Source organism: Pseudochrobactrum asaccharolyticum, from assembly GCF_003314995.1.
Taxonomy (GTDB): domain Bacteria; phylum Pseudomonadota; class Alphaproteobacteria; order Rhizobiales; family Rhizobiaceae; genus Pseudochrobactrum; species Pseudochrobactrum asaccharolyticum.
The window spans coordinates 1-16,360 of record NZ_QNRH01000004.1 but is presented as its reverse complement, the minus strand read 5'-3'; the positions used below and the strand labels follow the sequence as shown (position 1 = coordinate 16,360).

General features: G+C 62.7%; 17 protein-coding genes. 3 read left to right on the top strand and 14 right to left on the bottom strand.

Going from position 1 to position 16,360, the window contains the following annotated elements:
• Positions 1-33: 33 nt before the first annotated feature.
• A complete protein-coding gene (locus DFR47_RS11305) occupies positions 34-354 on the top strand; it encodes a helix-turn-helix domain-containing protein (protein ID WP_094540689.1) in 321 nt (106 codons plus the stop codon).
• Entirely contained in the window at positions 332-1,573 is a 1,242-nt protein-coding gene (locus DFR47_RS11300) for a type II toxin-antitoxin system HipA family toxin (RefSeq protein ID WP_113944549.1), read from the top strand. The genes DFR47_RS11305 and DFR47_RS11300 overlap by 23 nt, the downstream gene beginning before the upstream one ends.
• A gap of 94 nt (positions 1,574-1,667) precedes the next feature.
• Here the strand turns inward: DFR47_RS11300 and DFR47_RS11295 are convergent, their stop codons facing one another.
• The 3 genes from DFR47_RS11295 to DFR47_RS11280 form a co-directional block, all read right to left on the bottom strand.
• A complete protein-coding gene (locus DFR47_RS11295; RefSeq protein WP_094540691.1) occupies positions 1,668-1,994 on the bottom strand; it encodes a DUF736 domain-containing protein in 327 nt (108 codons plus the stop codon).
• 180 nt (positions 1,995-2,174) lie between these two features.
• Positions 2,175-2,381: a hypothetical protein gene (locus tag DFR47_RS11285; RefSeq protein ID WP_113944548.1), complete on the bottom strand. Its 207-nt coding sequence runs from the start codon at positions 2,379-2,381 to the stop codon at positions 2,175-2,177.
• Between the two features lie 181 nt (positions 2,382-2,562).
• Positions 2,563-3,003, bottom strand: coding sequence for a hypothetical protein (locus tag DFR47_RS11280; RefSeq protein WP_112830899.1), 441 nt, complete (start codon positions 3,001-3,003; stop codon positions 2,563-2,565).
• 232 nt (positions 3,004-3,235) lie between these two features.
• On the opposite strand from DFR47_RS11280, the gene DFR47_RS11275 reads away from it, so the two are divergent.
• Positions 3,236-3,736, top strand: a complete 501-nt coding sequence (locus DFR47_RS11275) for a hypothetical protein (protein WP_113944547.1) — start codon at positions 3,236-3,238, stop codon at positions 3,734-3,736.
• Positions 3,737-3,768: 32 nt separating this feature from the next.
• On the opposite strand, the gene DFR47_RS11270 is transcribed toward DFR47_RS11275, so the two are convergent.
• From DFR47_RS11270 to DFR47_RS11220, 11 genes are all read right to left on the bottom strand, one after another.
• Positions 3,769-4,695, bottom strand: a complete 927-nt coding sequence (locus DFR47_RS11270; RefSeq protein ID WP_113944546.1) for a DUF2493 domain-containing protein — start codon at positions 4,693-4,695, stop codon at positions 3,769-3,771.
• A gap of 308 nt (positions 4,696-5,003) precedes the next feature.
• The gene (locus DFR47_RS11265; protein ID WP_113944545.1) at positions 5,004-6,041 is read right to left on the bottom strand and encodes a DUF7146 domain-containing protein; all 1,038 of its coding nucleotides are present in this window, start codon (positions 6,039-6,041) and stop codon (positions 5,004-5,006) included.
• Positions 6,041-10,363, bottom strand: a complete 4,323-nt coding sequence (locus tag DFR47_RS11260; RefSeq protein ID WP_113944544.1) for a strawberry notch-like NTP hydrolase domain-containing protein — start codon at positions 10,361-10,363, stop codon at positions 6,041-6,043. The genes DFR47_RS11265 and DFR47_RS11260 overlap by 1 nt, the downstream gene beginning before the upstream one ends.
• 159 nt (positions 10,364-10,522) lie before the next feature.
• On the bottom strand, positions 10,523-11,167 hold the full coding sequence (locus tag DFR47_RS11255) for an antitoxin of toxin-antitoxin stability system (protein WP_113944543.1): 645 nt from the start codon (positions 11,165-11,167) through the stop codon (positions 10,523-10,525).
• On the bottom strand, positions 11,160-11,576 hold the full coding sequence (locus DFR47_RS11250) for a hypothetical protein (RefSeq protein WP_113944542.1): 417 nt from the start codon (positions 11,574-11,576) through the stop codon (positions 11,160-11,162). The genes DFR47_RS11255 and DFR47_RS11250 overlap by 8 nt, the downstream gene beginning before the upstream one ends.
• A 65-nt stretch (positions 11,577-11,641) precedes the next feature.
• Positions 11,642-12,190 (bottom strand): hypothetical protein, encoded by a 549-nt coding sequence (locus DFR47_RS11245; protein WP_170137489.1) that lies wholly within the window; start codon positions 12,188-12,190, stop codon positions 11,642-11,644.
• A gap of 198 nt (positions 12,191-12,388) precedes the next feature.
• The gene (locus DFR47_RS11240; protein ID WP_167388153.1) at positions 12,389-12,553 is read right to left on the bottom strand and encodes a hypothetical protein; all 165 of its coding nucleotides are present in this window, start codon (positions 12,551-12,553) and stop codon (positions 12,389-12,391) included.
• A gap of 422 nt (positions 12,554-12,975) precedes the next feature.
• Positions 12,976-13,272, bottom strand: coding sequence for a hypothetical protein (locus tag DFR47_RS11235; protein ID WP_425373337.1), 297 nt, complete (start codon positions 13,270-13,272; stop codon positions 12,976-12,978).
• 106 nt (positions 13,273-13,378) lie between these two features.
• Positions 13,379-15,517, bottom strand: coding sequence for a ParB/RepB/Spo0J family partition protein (locus DFR47_RS11230; RefSeq protein ID WP_113944540.1), 2,139 nt, complete (start codon positions 15,515-15,517; stop codon positions 13,379-13,381).
• A 124-nt stretch (positions 15,518-15,641) separates the two neighbouring features.
• Positions 15,642-16,037: a DUF2958 domain-containing protein gene (locus tag DFR47_RS11225; protein WP_113944539.1), complete on the bottom strand. Its 396-nt coding sequence runs from the start codon at positions 16,035-16,037 to the stop codon at positions 15,642-15,644.
• Positions 16,034-16,360: zincin-like metallopeptidase domain-containing protein (locus DFR47_RS11220; RefSeq protein WP_425373336.1), on the bottom strand; the 327-nt coding region annotated here is incomplete at its 5' end. The genes DFR47_RS11220 and DFR47_RS11225, both read right to left, overlap by 4 nt.

The following is a 16,360-nucleotide window of genomic DNA, read 5'->3' as shown; positions in this document are numbered from 1 at the left end:
CAGTGCAGAAAAAATGATCCGTAAAGGCATCACATGAAGGCGGAAGAAGAAACACTGAGGCTGATCGGCGACCATTTTCGCCGCGCGCGTCTTGCAGCGGGGTTGACCCAGGAGCAGGTGGCCGATCTTGCGGGCATTTCGCGCCCGCGCTACCGCGACATCGAGACGGGGGCAGCAGCCGCGCGCACCACGACTTTGATCAACATTGCCAGGGCGCTTGGGCTGGAAATGATACTGGTCCCGCAGGCAATGGTGCCCGCCATCGAGACGCTTTTGCGCCCCGATGCCGAGGATGATCATCCGGCCTTCAGCCCGCAACCGGAGAGCGACGATGACAGCCGTCCGCACCGCTGAGACCATTACCGCGCTGGACGTGTTCCTGAACAGTGCGAAGGTTGGCACGATCGTCAGGACGCCGGGTGATTTCAACGCCTTCAGCCTTGATCCGGCCTATCGCGCAACCGGCGGCATTCCGGTTCTGAGCCTGTCGCTGCGCGCGGCATCAGGGGGCCTGCGCAAGGATCCGCGACCTGTCGCAGGCAGCCTGCCGCCCTTCTTTGCCAACCTGCTGCCCGAAGACCGGCTGCGCGAGGCGATGGAAAAACACCATGCGGGTAATGTGCGGCCGGGGAATGATTTCGATCTCCTGGCCACCCTTGGTGCGGATTTGCCGGGGGCCGTTCGGGTGCTGCCCAGTGACGGTCAACCCGGCATCGGGGCGGCGCCAACCCAAGGACGGCCCAAGGCCCGCTTCTCGCTGGCAGGCGTGCAGATGAAGCTCTCGGTGATGAAGAACACCGGCAAGGGCGGCGGGCTGACCTTGCCGCTCGGGGATGATGAGGGCCAATATATTGCGAAATTCCCCTCGACCGCCTTTCCGGGCGTGTCGGAGAACGAGTTCGCGAACCTCGCGCTTGCCGAAGCCATCGGCATGAATGTGCCCGAGCGGGAACTGGTCAGCCGAGACCAGTTCGAGGGCATTCCCGAAGAGTTTGAAACACTTGCCGAGGGGCTGGTCCTGCTCGTGCGGCGTTTTGATCGCGGGGCAGACGGGCAGCGCATCCATATCGAGGATTTCGCGCAGGTTTTCGGCCTGTACCCGGCGCGCAAATATGATGGCGCCGCCTCCCACGATATCGCCTCTGTGCTGAATGTTGCGATCTCGCCGTTCGCCGCGCTGGAGTTTGTCCGGCGGCTGACCTTCTCGGTGGTCATGGGCAATGGCGACATGCACCTCAAGAACTGGTCGCTGATCTATCCGGGCGACGGCGACACGCCCGTTCTTGCACCGATCTACGACATGCTTTCGACCGTGCCCTATATTCCGGCAGATGGGCTGGCGCTGTCTCTGGGCGGCGAGCGGGCCTTCAAGGGCTTGGCCCCGGCCCGCTGGAAGACGTTTGCCAGCCGGGCAAGGCTTCCTGAGCCCGCTGTCCTCAAGACCGTCGCCGAAACGGTGCGGCGGATCGATGCGCGATGGTGGACACTGCCGGAGCGCGAAGTGGTCCCCCCGGCCGTGCTGGAACGGATCGACGCCCATGTAAAAACCATGATCCCGATCCTGACCGGCTGAGCAGTTCCAGCCCGGACAGGTCACCGGGCCTGACGGCTTTCCCGCAGGCACGGGAAAGGCCCCGACCTTGCGGTCGGAGCCTTTGTTCCGCGCCTCAGTCGCCGCGGCGACCGTTGGGGCGGGACCAGATGAGGGAAAAGCTGTCGCCTTCTTCGTCATCGAAGAGGTTGGCGTAGATCGGAGCGTTGAAGCTCGGATCGTCCAGCTTGAGGCCCAGATAGTCGCGGCCCTCGTTGGAGCGCTTGGACCAGGCGGCGCCGATTTCGGCGCGGCCGACCAGAACGCGGTGGCTGGGGGCGTTCTCGCCGGTGGCGCGCAGGTCGGGGACGATGCGCACGCCCTTGGCCTGGACGCTGAGGGTGACGATTTCGCCGGTGAATTCGTTCGAGCCGGTCTTCTTGAAGGTGCCGATGGTTGCCATTTTAAGTCTCCGATTTCCGTTTCCGAGCCCGCACCATTGCGGCCTCTATGGCGATCGTCCGGCCGGAGACGAACGCTGGCGCACCCCAAAGGGGCTGGACAGCACAGGAGAAACTTTCTTGTTCCGCGCGGAATGTCGGCTTTGCCGGCAGGGGAAGAAAGTTGTGACGACGCTGTTGCGCTAGGGCGGTCGAAGCGCATCGCGCTGGTCTTCGGCCAGATCAGGCCATTGAAGAGGCCGTTTGGAGCGGTCGAGACACGGGGGCTGAACGGAGATGTGGCAACCTTGAGGCTCCATCAGGACGACCTGACCGGCAACACCGGCCTTTCCTGTCACCATGCGTCTCAGATCATGCGCATCTCTGCTTCCGGCCTGTTCCACCGGCATGCCACCACCCGCGGGTTCCCGTCAGTCTGCACGCGCTGGTGCCGACCGTCCTGCGCTCCTATGGGCCGCGTCTGTGCCCCAGGTTGATCCGGTGATTGGCCGCTGTCTGTCACCATTTTCCTGACGAAGACGGAAAACGATCAGCATCCGCGTCTGGTCGCCATCAACGGATCATTGCGATTCAGGTTCGTGCAAAGCCGCCGTCCGCGTGGTCGGTTGCCGCCATGCCCGTAACGCGCAGGAACGCCGTCACGCCCACCGCAACCGCTCCGATCACCGAGAAGATGAGTTGCCATATCTCCGAGGGCATCATGTGCTTGACAATACCGAGCGTGGCGTAAAATCCGGCCATTCCCGCCGGAGCGACGAAGGCCAGAGCAATCAGCAGACGCGCCCACATCGGGCGGATCAGCATGAGCAGGCCCTGACCAACAGCCAGCGTTAGACCGGCGGCGAGAAGACCAACGACGATGCCGCCGAGCCAACCAGCCCCAGTATCATAGGCCAAGGCGCCTGCATTCAGGCCAATAAAGAATGGCAAAGCGAATACGGCGAGATTGAACAGCAGCCAGCACATGGTGCCGATGGCTGCGATGGAAACGAGGATTCCGAGAACGATCATGGTGGTGTCTCCGTGCAAAAGGTTGGACGGTTGCGCCTTCCACCACCACCACGGCGCAGCCACAGAATAGCAGCATTCCTCTCACCGGGCGAGATGAGATAGTTTGTAAGGTCAAGCCTCTCTGTAAACTTGCCGCTTGAACAAGAAAGCTGATGCGTCTGGTAGACCAGTATCGGCTCTACCTCTACGGTGGTTATATTGTTGGGTGGTGGAAGGCTGCGGGTTAAAGTCTATGGCAGAAATCGATTGGTCAGATCGAGCATTTTACGACGATGGCGAATGGGTAAGCTGGTCAGACATCGATGAGCAGCTTCGTCACAAGGAGTGGGGAGCGAAGTATCCAAACGCCATCCGATCAATGATCCCATATTTTGAGGACCTGATCTCACTCGCTGAGAGCTACCATCTGGAGACTGGCCTGCATTTGTCCGTGTATGGCGACATCGGCGAATTGTTCGGGGCCATCACCTACGGCATCAAGTTGAACAAGACCTACGCGCAGGGTTCGGACGGCAGGCTCGAAAACGATCATGTCGAAATCAAAACCATCACACCTTTCAAGACCAAGGACGTGGTGATGGTGGATACATCGAGGCATTTCAACAAGTTGCTCGTGGTCAAAATAAATGCGGAGTTCCAGGTCTCCGGGCGAATGGTCAGCCGCAAGCAATTGCCAAAGCGCTCAGGCCGTGATCTCCGGATTCGCTGGGAGGACCTGGCGCTCTTGCAGTAGTGCGGAATGGCGTTATGCCGAACCGGCAGCGCTCACGCGCTGCCGGTCCCGAAGCGATAAACTGGGATGCCCATCTTGCGAGCCTTGTCGGCCAGGTTGTCCTGAATACCCGTGCCGGGGAAGATGATGACCCCGATCGGCATGATGCCGAGCATCTGGTCGTTGCGCTTGAACGGTGCTGCCTTGGCATGTTTTGCCCAGTCGGGTTTGAAGGCGACCTGTGCGACCTTGCGGTTATTGGCCCAGGTGGCCGCGATGCGTTCCGCGCCCTTGGGCGATCCGCCGTGCATCAGCACCATGTCCGGGTGCTTGGCGTGGACCTGATCGAGCTTGGCCCAGATCGTCCGGTGATCGGTGGTGTCGCCACCCGAGAAGGCGATCTTCGGTCCTGCGGGCAGCAGCACCTCGTTGTCGGCACGGCGCTTTGCGGCGATGAAGTCGCGGCTGTCGATCATGGCCGAGGTCATCTGGCGATGGTTGACCCGTGAGCCGGAGCGTTGCGACCAGGGCGTGCCGGTAGTGCGCAGATAGATGTCGGCGGCGGTTTCACGGAAGGTCTCCATGCTGTCGCGGCGCTCGATCAGGCTTTGGCCCGCGCCGATCAGGGTTTCGAGTTGGACGGATTTGACCTCGCTGCCATCCTGTTCGCGCTGAAGGCGCTTCTGTGCCTGCTCGTTATCGTTGAGTTTGGTCTCGATCCGCTCGACAGCGCGGTGGAAGGTGTTGACGGTGGACCACATGATCTCGTCGAGGTCGAAATCGAGGCTGGTGTCGGCCATGGTGGAAATCAGGGCGTCGAAGATGTCGGAGACTGCGCCCTGAATGACGTGATCTTCGGGTGTAATCCGGGGGTCGGCCTCGTCTTCGGAGGGGCGGTAGCCGTAGAGTTCGAGTTCTTCGATGGCGTGGCCGGTCGGGGACGTCCTGTGCTCGGGTTCGAAATCGTCGTGCGCGTACATGGGATGCTTCCGTCAGTTGGACCGCGACCGTCGCGGCCTTCATGGCGAGACACGCCCACGGGCGCTCCGGTCTGGCAGCGCGAGCCTCTGGCGAGGGTCTTGATGGCAAAGCCCGGCTGATTTGTTTCGCGCTGTAAAGGCGGGCTTGCCCGCCGACGGAAATCAGTCGGGCGCCGCCATTGCCTGACCGGGACGTTTGTGGGCCGATCGCCCTCTCGGAAGGCCAAGGCGCGGTCCTCTGCTGATGACAGGATGCAGCCTGCGCGCATGACCGGATCGGAACGCCCCCGATCACGGCCCCATACCGGCTATGCTATTGAAGCCATGAAGCGGCTGACGTCCTCGGGGGCGATTTGCACCCGGATATCTGCTAGAACGGCATCCAGCCCATGAGTTACGAGATCTTCGTTGAAGTCCCCCATCATGGGCGAGAGCGTGATGGTCTCGATTCCGACCTCGTGCGCCCGGTCCACCAGGCTATCGCGGGCGCTGTTCCCTGCCGGATCGTTATCACGGACAATATAGAGCCTGCGCAGTTGCGGCGGGAACAGAATAGCGGCGAGATGTCCGGCCGAGAGTGCGGAAACCATCGGCATGGTGGGCAGAGCCTGACGCAACGACAGGATGGTTTCGATACCTTCCCCTGCTGCCATGACATCCCGCGCATCACCGAAACGCACTGCATGTCCGAGCAGGTCGCCCATCGCCTTCCTCGGCGGATCGACAGGTGCCTTGCCGGAACCGTCCGGGGCCAGCCATGTGCGGTGTGCCCCGGTAATCCTGCCACCGAAGTCGGTGACGGCGGCGATCATGGCGGGCCATGTTTCGGTCGGGCCATCGTCCTCGGGCCGCCAGTAGCAGCTGGGGTGGAAGCGCAGATTTGCGGTTTGGCGTAAATCCGTAATGCCGCGTCTGCGTAAATACGCTTCTGCGGTATTGCCGATTAGCGGCTGTGTCATGCACCAGAGACGACGTGCCGCCTCGGATGATCCCGATGGTGCAGGCGTTCGGGACGGACGGGATGGTGGCTGCGGTTCAGGATGCGGCAGGCTGAGGAAGTGCCGGGCTTCTTCGGCAACATCTGCGAAGTCGATCAAACCGAGCGAGTCCCGGATCACGTCGAGCAGATCGCCATATTCACCCGTGGCCGAGTCCTGCCATTTCCCGGCAATGCCCTTCACGCTGTCGTGCAACCGGACGAACATCGAGCGGCCAGCCGTGTTTCGGACATCGCCAACCTGCCAGTAATTGCCCTGTTTGCGGCCATTGGAGAGATAGTGGCGGCACACCGCCTCGGCCTGTCGGCCGAGACGCTGCGCCAGTTCGGAAGCGTTGAGACGCGCCATTATGCGGCCTCCCGCTCACCGATGCGCAAGGCCGGGAAGCGGTCAAGCAGTTTGCCGATGATCTCCGGCCCCGTTGCATCGACGGGCACGAAGAAGCGCAGTTTCCACGAGATGATCTCACTGAAGAGGCCATAGGCTCGCAGCCGGTCACGCATCGCATCGGTAAAGCCGGTCAGTTCGATCCGGTTGGCGCCCATGACGCGGACGCGGCGCAGTTGCAGCCCTTCGGCGAGATCAAGGATCGTGCGACCTTCGATCAGCGCGGCATAGGCGGCATCCGGTGTCAGGCTGTTGGTGACGCCACTGGTCGAAGCATTGGCGGCCCAGGCCGGCGATACCCGGCGACCGATGATGCGTTCGCCCTCGTCGGTCTGGAGCCGATAGACGCGGGCGGAGTCCTGCGGCAGGCGTTTCCAGATCGGCAGAAGCAGCCCTGTCACCATATGCAGGATGCTGTCGGTGAACTCCGGCACCTGGGCCAGTTCCGCCTTCCAGGCTGTGGTGAAGGCGGCACGGTCAGCCTCGATCCAATGGGTCTCGCCCATCGCCCGCACCGGAATGTTCATCGCTTCCATCGGCCGGATCAGCCGCACGCGCCTTTCGATCTCACCATCATCCAGCATGACGCTGGTGGTCGGGACCTGAACGGCAGCGCGACCGGATCGCTCGTTGATGAGCAATCTTGCGCGGGGATCATCCAGTTCCGCCAGGGCGGCATCGAGCGTAACCGGCTGATTGCGTTTGCGCTCGGTGTGCGTCAGGAGCCGGGTTTCCGCCCCGGTGCCGGGATGGGTGTGGATGACCTGCCGGTCTGTGACGATGAAGCTTTCGGCCTTCAGCGTCTCCAGCCCCATGTCATAGGTGCCAGATGCGATTGCTCCGTCGATCCGTGCCTGCAGAAGCTGCTCGAAGGCCGAGAACAGGATGCCCTGCAATTCGATGGTCGGCGCCAGCAGGCGGTTGAGGAAGGTGGTGATCGGCGGCAGTTCGTCCTTCACACCGGTGCTGTCCATCAGCTTCAGGCCGGTGGCGGATTCAAACCGTTCGAGCGAGCATCCCTCGACCTTCCCGCGCACGATGAGCAGATAGAGCTGGCGCAGCGCATCGCGGGCATAGGCGGATTCCAGATTGTCCTCGGGACGGAACAGCCCCTGACCGCCTGTCTGGCGCTGGCCGCGTGTAATCACTCCCAGCGTGTCGAGGCGGCGGGCGATGGTCGAAAGGAAGCGCTTCTCGGCTTTGACATCCGTGGCAATCGGCCGAAACAGCGGCGGCTGCGCCTGATTGGTCCGGTTGGTGCGGCCCAGCCCCTGAATGGCGGCATCTGCCTTCCAGCCCGGCTCCAGCAGGTAATGCACGCGCAGCCGCTGGTTTTTCGCCGAGAGTTCGGCGTGATAGCTGCGCCCCGTGCCACCCGCATCCGAGAAGATCAGGACGAGCTTCTGGTCATCCATGAAGGCCGAAGTCTCTGCAAGGTTGGCGGAAGGCGCACGGTTCTCGACCGCAAGGCGGGCCGATGCCCCGTCGCCCTTGCGCACGATCCGGCGTGAACGCCCTGTGACCTCTGCCACCATATCTGTGCCGAAACGCTGGACGATCTGGTCGAGCGCACCGGGGACAGGCGGAAGCGAACCCAGCTGCTCCAGCATCTCGTCGCGCCGCGCCACCGCTTCGCGGCATTCCACCGGCTGACCATCGCGGAAGACGGGGCGTGACGACAGGTTGCCCTCGCCATCGGTAAACGGCTCATAGAGCTGCACCGGGAAGGAATGCTGCAAATACGAGCCTACATATTCCCTCGGCGTGACATCGACGGAAATATCGTTCCATTCCTCGGTGGGGATCTCGGATAGCCGGCGTTCCATCAGCGCTTCGCCGGTCGAGACGATCTGGATGACGGCCGCATGGCCCGCTTCAAGATCGGCATCAATGGACCGGATCAGGGTCGGGGTTTTCATGGAGGTCAGTAGATGGCCAAAGAAGCGCTGCTTGGTGCTTTCAAAGGCCGAACGGGCGGCGGATTTGGCCTGCCGGTTCAGCGTCCCATCGCTGCCGGTGATGTTGGCGGCTTCCATCGCCGCGTCCAGGTTTCCATGAATGACAGCGAAGGCGGCAGCATATGAGTCGTAAATGTGCCGCTGTTCGTCCGTGAGCTGATGCTCGATCAGTTCATATTCGACGCCATCATAGGAGAGTGAGCGGGCGGTATAGAGGCCGAGAGATCGCAGGTCGCGGGCCAGGACCTCCATGGCCGCAACGCCACCGGATTCGATCGCCTCGACGAACTCGGCGCGGGTCTGGAACGGAAAGTCCTCACCGCCCCAGAGGCCGAGGCGCTGAGCATAGGCGAGATTATGGACGGTGGTGGCGCCAGTCGCCGAGACATAGACGACGCGGGCGTCGGGCAGCGCGTGCTGAAGCCGCAGGCCCGCACGTCCCTGCTGCGAGGCGGCGACATCACCGCGTTCACCTTTTCCGCCACCGGCATTCTGCATGGAATGGCTCTCGTCGAAGATAATGGCTCCATCGAAATCGGACCCCAACCATTCGACGATCTGCTTGACGCGGGAAACCTTCTCGCCCCGGTCGTCGGAGCGTAGCGTGGCATAGGTGGTAAAAAGGATGCCTTCCGACAGCGTGATCGGCTTGCCCTGCGGGAAGCGTGACAGAGGCGTGACCAGCAGCCGTTCCATGCCGAGCGCCGACCAGTCGCGTTGCGCGTCCTCGATCAGCTTGTCGGATTTGGAGATCCAGATCGCCTTGCGCCGACCGCGAAGCCAGTTGTCGAGAATGATGGCGGCGGACTGGCGACCCTTGCCAGCGCCGGTTCCATCACCGAGCATGAAGCCCCGGCGAAAGCGGATCGATCCGGCAGCATCCTCGGGCGCGGCACTCACATTGTCGAAATGCTCGTCCACGGTCCAGGCGCCGGCGAGATGATCGGCGTGGGCTTCACCTGCATAGATCACCGTTTCAAGCTGGGCGTCCGACAGACGCGCGCAGATGTCGGGCGGCAGCATGGGCCGGTAGGACGGCTTGGGCGGTGCGACCGAGGCCATGGCGGCGGATTGCACCAGCTTGGTCGGATGCGGCTGTGCACCAGCGATACGCAGCGATTGCAGCGCATATTCCTCATAGATCGCGTCGGACAGGCGAGCGCCTTCCGGTGGCGTCCAGTCCACGGTCTCATAGGCGAGTTCGACGCCATCAGGATCATTGGCCGAAGCAGCGACAGATCGCGTAACCGCCGAGCGTGCGAGATAGCCCCGCACGGTCTTCGGCGCGGTGGCCGAAGCGGAAACCACGATCTTCGGCAATGACACTGGCAGGCGCGGCGGAACCTGTTCCTCGATCCATCTGATCAGCGTGGCAACATCAGGCGCGATCCCCGGCGAAGCCGGCAAACTGGCGGGATCGTCGGCGGGCAGTTTGTCGATCACGGTCAGCCGCGTGTCGATCGTGGTGCCGTGCTTTGCATAGACCGCGCCATCGACGGCAGCGCTGAACACCACGCGGCCACGGGCCTGCAAGCGGATGAAGGCGTCCCGCCATGCCGGAGCTTCGGGGCCAAAGCCTGCGCCGGTGATCGTCACCAACCGCCCGCCGGGAGCAAGACGGGCCAGTGCCGCGGCAACATGGCGATAGGCCGCATCCGCGACACGCCCGCTGACATTGGCCATGACCGAGAATGGCGGGTTCATCAGCACCACGGACGGGACAGCATCCGGAGCCAGATGATCATCGATCTGGGCGGCGTCGAAGCGGGTGACGGCAAAAGCCGGAAAGATCTGGGCAAGCAGATCGGCGCGGGTCTCGGCCAGTTCGTTGAGGATCAGCGAGCCACCGATGGTCTGCGCCAGGATCGCCAGAAGGCCGGTGCCCGCCGATGGTTCCAGCACCCTGTCATCGGGCGTAATCGCGGCAGCCGTCAGAGCGGTAAGGCCGAGCGGGATCGGCGTCGAAAATTGCTGGAGGTTTTGGCTTTCCTCGGAACGCCGGGTCTGCGTGGGCAACAGCGCCGCGATCTTTGCCAGCACGGAAATGCGTGCCGCCGGAGACGCGGCTTTACGGAAAAGCGCCTTTCCGTATTTGCGTAAGAAAAGGACGGTAGCGACTTCGCACGCCTCATAGGCCAGCTTCCAGTCCCAGACGCCAGTAGCGTCGGACGCGCCGAAGGCCGTTTCCATAGCACGGCGCAAGGTGGCGGCATCGATGCGTTCACCGCGTTCGAGAGACGGAAGCAAAAGATTAGCCGCAGCCAGAATCGCGGGCGCAGCCGCCAGTGGCGTGACCGGATCGGCCACGGGAAACACCATGTTCATGTCGGAAACCTCAGGAGAGCAGAAATGGAAGAGTCCGAACAGCGCTCTCTCTCGACCGCCCGGACTTAACCCCTTCCGGCTCGCCTCTGACTCTCAAATCGCAGCATAAAAAAAGCGCCCCGACCGGACGGCGGGGCGCTTGTCAGTGTCTTCTCGGGATCATCCGAAACGGCGACCGGCCTCGGTGAAGGTATATTCATTGGCTGCGATGGTTTCATCGACAGCCTCGTCCGAGGACAGATAATCATACTCGCGCTCAAGCTGGCGGTAGAGCCAGCGGGCCAGATCGCGCAGCGTCTCGATGATCGTCTCCTCGGCATCGGCGGTCATGTCCTGCCAGGTCGGGCTGTCTCGCTCGACCGAGATCGCCATGCAGTATTCGTGATAATAATGGCCCCGATGGCTGGCATCGGCGCGAAGCTGATAGAAGTTGCGACGCTGGATCGCCTGAAGTGCGTCGGCGATGCGGTGTAGTTCGGTGTCCTGTGGGGCGTATTCCCGGATCAGGCGCGGTGCATGTTTGCGGTAGGAATACCAGGATTCAAAGCAAGCGCCGTCCCCCTGCGAGGAGAAGCCGCGGAACCAGATGCAGGGGTCTTGCCGTGTGCCGCCGCCCATCAACCGGACGGATCGGGTCTTGAGGTTCAACCCGAGGATTTCCGCGATGCGCTGGAAATCCTCATAGACGGCATCGTACCAATCATAATCGAAGCCGCCCTCACGATACCAGGCACGCGCCTTGTCCTTCGCCGCTTCGGACAATTCGTCCAAGCGATAGACAGTGGTTTCGATGATCTCAGGCATAGGGATCTCTCCCTTCGAGAACCGAGGAAAGCCAGCCATCGGTATAGATCCAGTCCACCGTTTCGCCGGTGGCGAGATCGAGGACATGCGCGCCGCCACCAAATCCGTCGATGCGCGGTTTCGAGCAGCTGTTTGCATACTGGAAACCCCATAATCCGCTGAGGCCAAACTCGGCAGCGCAGCGTTTGACAAACTGAACGACATGCTCGGGATCGCCGGTGACGTCATCGCGCATCCAGAGTTGTGTGCCGCCGTGCTCGGGTTGGATCGACAGCAGGAACCCGTCCGATGGTGGGTCCTCAGTGGCATTATCATCCGCCAGCGCGTTGTAGAGTTCGAGCGCACGGGCGGCGTTTTCGGGGGTGCCCACGTCAAGCAGGCAGGAAAAGTGCGTGTAATAATCGGCCATGACGGTCTCCGGACATGACATGGCCCGGCGTATGGCCGAGCCGAATGGGATGAAATGGGTGAAGCTCAGGCGGCCTGCGGCAGGCGGAGCAGATCGGCCGAGGTTTCGCGCCAGAAGGGATCGACCAACCGGGCCTCCAGCGCAGCGGCACGGTAACGCAGCCGTCTCGCATCACCGGGGCCCAAGGCCCGGAACGCCATACCGCGCAGGCGGCTGGCCTCGGTCACGATCCTGCGTGCCTCGGCATCGGATGCGACTGGCTGTTGCCAGAGGATAATGCCGGCGCGGATTTCACCGGCGAGGACCAGGCGCTGATCTCGGTCCTGAATGAGCATGATGCGCGGCTGAAAATACGGGAAGCTGTCCGGCCCCGTGCAAATATCACCGTGCGACAGGCGCAAGGATGCGGCCTGGATGGCCTCTTTCGGTGACGGGCATTCGCCAAGCGGGATCACGCGGTCAAAGCTGTTCGCCGCGTCACTGGCGTCATAGCTGGCCACGCCAAGGCACGAGATGCGCAGCGGCAGCTTTTGCGACCGATAAAGCGCGGGCAGAACATCGGCAGCCAAAATATGACCGATGGAAAGGAAGGTTTCGGAACGGGCAATGGTCATCGGGATCACTCCATGACGGGCGCCGGTGAGCCTCTCTCTCCGACCCTCAACCCGTCACGGCCGAACGGCCCGCACTCTTCCTCTCTGACCGGGGCAGCCCGGTTCCGCCGTCGACGATGGGCAACCATCGCGACGCGCTGAAGGCCCGGTCGCGAGCTTGTCGCGGCCAGGCCGTCGGGGATGAGGCGCGGTCGCGCCTTACCCCCAAGGATCCAGCTCCAGCTTCACCATGTCGTCGTCGCCGTCGAACTCGGCGGCGGGGCAAGCGGCGTGGGTGCCGTCTCCGGCCTGGAACACAACGATCGAAACCATCAGCGTGGTGGCGAGGCTGGCGGCGAAGGCGGTGGCATCTGCATAGGACATGGGTTCCGGCTCCTGTCTTTGGAGGCGGGGGACCATCCCCCGCGCGACAGGCGCCCGAAGTGTCTGACCGGATCTGCAATCACCCGAGGGCGTTCGGACTTTTTCCGAATCCCCGAGGGCGGCACGCGCGCGTAAGCCGACCCCTTTGGGGTTGAATGTCAAAGAGACGGATCGGACCAAGGTTTGCGAATGGAAGCGGGGGTGGTTTTTCGCATCTGACTGGATGCCGGATACCCGTCGCAGATGCTCTGCCGCGCCAGCCTTGCCACTATGCTGGCATCAGGATCGTGTTCCCTTCAGGCCGGAGACGGCACCCACGCCGCTTGTCCTGATGGGAATGGCGGATTGGATGTTGAAGCCGGATTGGACCCGTCCGGTGCAGACCTCCCATCCTCACGGCCAGACACCCTGCGATCAGGTCTTCAGCTCCATAGCCCATCGACAATTTCGCGGGCAATCATCGCGCGCGCTTTCATCATCAGATCATCGCCGGATGTGTCGATATGACCGAAGAAACGGGCACGAGCGCCATGAGCGGTCCACTCGGTGTAGCGGCAATACTCACGGGCATCGAGCCGGAATACCCGCATGTCGTCGGCCCAATGAGGCTTAGGCTCCACGACAACAGTGATGCCATCGCGGATTTCGATCCACGGTAAGGCACGATCCGACGGGGGGAGTTCGCGGTCTTCCAGAAAAATCTTATCGATGTCGATCATGGCCGGCATGGCGGCTCTCCAAAGAAAAAGCCCGATCACGAGGACCGGGCGAGTTACAGAGACGGAGCGGTTGGAACGGGGCGACCGAAGCCGCCCCGCATGAGTGCTATTCAGCAGCGACCATATGCTGTTCTTCCTCGTCGTCAGCCGGGTCGTCCTCGCCATCGCCGGAGAGGAAATCGGGCAGATCGTCGGCTTCCGCAGCAGCGCCCGATGCCGGATCGACTTCGATACCTTCGTCCACCATGCGCAGCGGCTCAGGCAGCCAGCCGGTCTCGGCCAGCAGGCGTTCAGCTTCCTTGGCCATATCGCCCTTCTTGAGGTGCCCGATCAGATCGGCAGCCCGGTCTCCGGCCCCTTCGCGCACGGCTTCAAGGATACGCGGCTTGGTCACGCGGCCGAGATAATTGCCAACCGTCGGCCGCCAGCCTACGGCCACCATGTCGAGGCCGGTCGAACGGGCCAGCCTGTCAGCCTGCGACAGGCGGATGTCCAGCCAGTGCTGGCTGACGCCCGTGCCGCTGTAAGGGTTGGGTTTTTCATAGATCGCGTTGACACCGAAGCTGACGCAATGGGCGAGCAGGTCCATGCGCGAACCATCGTCCAGATTTGTCAGCCAATCCCAGAGGGCGGCGTCGTCTGCCGGGACATGATCGCTCCAGCGTTCGTGCCGGTCTGCAATGGCCTTGGCGGACACGCTATCACGCAGATCCTCGGCCTGTGCGGGCAGATGGACCTCCCGGACCTGTGCCTCCAAGCATCCGCGACTGGAATGCGGCATGAAGCAATCCATGACCAGCCTGTGCAGCAGTGCTGTCATAGCGACATGCGGGTTTACTGCCACCGCATCCCGCAGCGCCAGCGTGCGATGCGCGGTCAGCTCGCTGACCAGGCGATCGGGCAGCGGCTTGATGGTGTCGGCCTCGTCTTCCTCCTCAGTTTCGACCGCCTGGCCACCCAGCGTGATAACTGCACCCATGCGGCTTACCTCCGGTTCCGCCCGCTGGATCACCTCGCCGGTTGCCGGGTCAACGATCTCAGCCTCCGGTTCCGCAGGCGTTTCATCCTCGGCGCGAACATAGCCGCGCTCGATCAGCAATGCGCCATCGGCGTCGATGCTGATGAAGACACCCGCCATGCTGATCTGGTCCGGCTCGAAGGTCATCGGACGGCGCTCGAAGGTTTCCAGCGCCTGTTCGATCTCACCGAGGCGGGCGTCGATCTCGTCCGGCAGTTCGTCGGCCTCGCCATATTCGGCTTCAAGCCGGTCATATTCGTCGCGCAATGCCTCGCGGGTGGCGCGTTCATCTTCGGTCAGATCGACCGTCGTGCCGACAATCTGGCGCAGGCCATGGTCGTGACCATAGGGAAAGGTGATGGCGACCTCGATCCACTTCCAGCCCTCGGCAGCGATGGCTTCGGCCTCGGTCTTCAGCTTTTCGCTCACCAGCCGGTCGAGCAACACCGGATCTTGCAGCCAGCCGCCATCGTCCTGCTGAAAGAGATCGCGCAGCACGCAGCCGCCGGCCTCCTCATAGGCGCCAATGCCGACAAAAACCGCCCGCTTGTCGGCGGCGCGGACTGTGGTTTCGGTCAGCAGGCGCCGGATGTGGTAAGGTTCCTTCTGCCAGCCATCCTTGATCGCTTCCCAGACCTGCTCCTGACGGGCATGGTCAGAACTGACACTGAAGGCCATGAGCTGCTCCAGCGTCATGCCGTCCTCGGCATAGACGTCTAGCAATGCCGGGGAGACGGAGACCAGACGCAGGCGCTGCTTCACCACCTTGGCATCCACGAAGAAGGCGGCAGCGATGGATTCCTCTGTCATCCCCTTTTCGCGCATGGCCTGGAAGGCGCGGTACTGGTCGAGCGGATGCAGCGGTGCGCGCTCGATGTTCTCGGCGAGCGATACCTCGTCGATCAGCACATCGGCGCTGGCTTCCGACACCACACACGGAACCGGCGCAATTTTGGCGAGGCGCTTCTGCCTGACCAGCAGTTCCAGCGCCCGAAAGCGGCGACCGCCGGCGGGCACCTCGAACATGCCGGTTTCCTTGCCCTCGGCATCCACTACCGGGCGGACATGCAGGGACTGGATCAGGCCGCGGCGGGCGATGGACTCGGCCAGTTCCTCGACCGAGATTCCGGCCTTGACGCGCCGGACGTTGGACTGGCTGAGCACCAGCTTGTTGAACGGAATGTCGCGCGAGGACGACAGGGTGATCTTCTGAACGGCAGTGGCCATGTCAGTTACTCCATGACGGACGCCGGTGAGCCTCTCTCTCCGGCTATCAGCCCGTCACGAAGCGAAGCGCCGCCCTCTTCCTCTGATGAGAGCGACGCCGGCCGCAGAACCTGAAACCCGGAAATCAGGCACTCCGGTTTTCTGTATAGGCAGATGTACGGGAAAAACCCGCGCCGACGCGGTAGAGCAGACGCTCGGCGGCGCGGATGCTGCCGGCTTCACGGGCGGCCTCGGCCCAGACCGAGATCGGGAAATCCCCGGTGAACAGCAGATCGCGCTCGATGCCCATACCGAAGGGCAGCCGGACTGACCGCATCTCGCTCAGGCTCCACGACCCCAGTTCGGGAGAACCGAGATCGGCCAGGCCGAACATGATGTCGCCATCGTCTTCCAGTTCGGTGGCGAGCCAGACGCCTTCACCGAGGGGGTTGAAGAACTTCACGACCGGGATGTGATCCTGATCGCGCTGGCGACCATTGGCCAGCAGACGGTCGCGCTGTGTGCCGGTCAGGAGGATCATGCCGCAGCCCTCCGGACGGTTTCGGTTACGCTGGCATCCGGCTCCCCGGTGTCTTCGGCAGGCAAATGCGACAGCAGCCAGTCCGCAGCCTTGCTGGCCTGTGAGGCTGCGCGGACAATGGCGCGGGAATCCTCGCGCATGACCTCCAACCACGACCCGATGTAATCGGCATGGCGGACGGTCGGCACGATCCCGAGCGCGGCGCAGCTGAAAGCCGCGGTCTGTTCAGCAACATATCCTGACAGTCCAGCCCTATTTTGATGTTTTTGGCCGTAAGAGGTGATGTTGGTCATGGGGAATCTTCGTGACTTACGGAGTAAGTC

What these genes read in the sequence shown, in the direction of transcription:
- DFR47_RS11265 (WP_113944545.1), bottom strand. Translation starts at nt 6,041, where the DNA reads ATGGCGCGTCTCAACGCTTCCGAACTGGCGCAGCGTCTCGGCCGACAG.
- DFR47_RS11295 (WP_094540691.1), bottom strand. Translation starts at nt 1,994, where the DNA reads ATGGCAACCATCGGCACCTTCAAGAAGACCGGCTCGAACGAATTCACC.
- DFR47_RS11255 (WP_113944543.1), bottom strand. Translation starts at nt 11,167, where the DNA reads ATGCCTGAGATCATCGAAACCACTGTCTATCGCTTGGACGAATTGTCC.
- DFR47_RS11250 (WP_113944542.1), bottom strand. Translation starts at nt 11,576, where the DNA reads ATGGCCGATTATTACACGCACTTTTCCTGCCTGCTTGACGTGGGCACC.
- DFR47_RS11235 (WP_425373337.1), bottom strand. Translation starts at nt 13,272, where the DNA reads ATGATCGACATCGATAAGATTTTTCTGGAAGACCGCGAACTCCCCCCG.
- DFR47_RS11300 (WP_113944549.1), top strand. Translation starts at nt 332, where the DNA reads ATGACAGCCGTCCGCACCGCTGAGACCATTACCGCGCTGGACGTGTTC.
- DFR47_RS11305 (WP_094540689.1), top strand. Translation starts at nt 34, where the DNA reads ATGAAGGCGGAAGAAGAAACACTGAGGCTGATCGGCGACCATTTTCGC.
- DFR47_RS11260 (WP_113944544.1), bottom strand. Translation starts at nt 10,363, where the DNA reads ATGAACATGGTGTTTCCCGTGGCCGATCCGGTCACGCCACTGGCGGCT.
- DFR47_RS11230 (WP_113944540.1), bottom strand. Translation starts at nt 15,517, where the DNA reads ATGGCCACTGCCGTTCAGAAGATCACCCTGTCGTCCTCGCGCGACATT.
- DFR47_RS11245 (WP_170137489.1), bottom strand. Translation starts at nt 12,190, where the DNA reads ATGACCATTGCCCGTTCCGAAACCTTCCTTTCCATCGGTCATATTTTG.
- DFR47_RS11285 (WP_113944548.1), bottom strand. Translation starts at nt 2,381, where the DNA reads ATGCCGGTGGAACAGGCCGGAAGCAGAGATGCGCATGATCTGAGACGC.
- DFR47_RS11280 (WP_112830899.1), bottom strand. Translation starts at nt 3,003, where the DNA reads ATGATCGTTCTCGGAATCCTCGTTTCCATCGCAGCCATCGGCACCATG.
- DFR47_RS11270 (WP_113944546.1), bottom strand. Translation starts at nt 4,695, where the DNA reads ATGTACGCGCACGACGATTTCGAACCCGAGCACAGGACGTCCCCGACC.
- DFR47_RS11240 (WP_167388153.1), bottom strand. Translation starts at nt 12,553, where the DNA reads ATGTCCTATGCAGATGCCACCGCCTTCGCCGCCAGCCTCGCCACCACG.
- DFR47_RS11225 (WP_113944539.1), bottom strand. Translation starts at nt 16,037, where the DNA reads ATGATCCTCCTGACCGGCACACAGCGCGACCGTCTGCTGGCCAATGGT.
- DFR47_RS11275 (WP_113944547.1), top strand. Translation starts at nt 3,236, where the DNA reads ATGGCAGAAATCGATTGGTCAGATCGAGCATTTTACGACGATGGCGAA.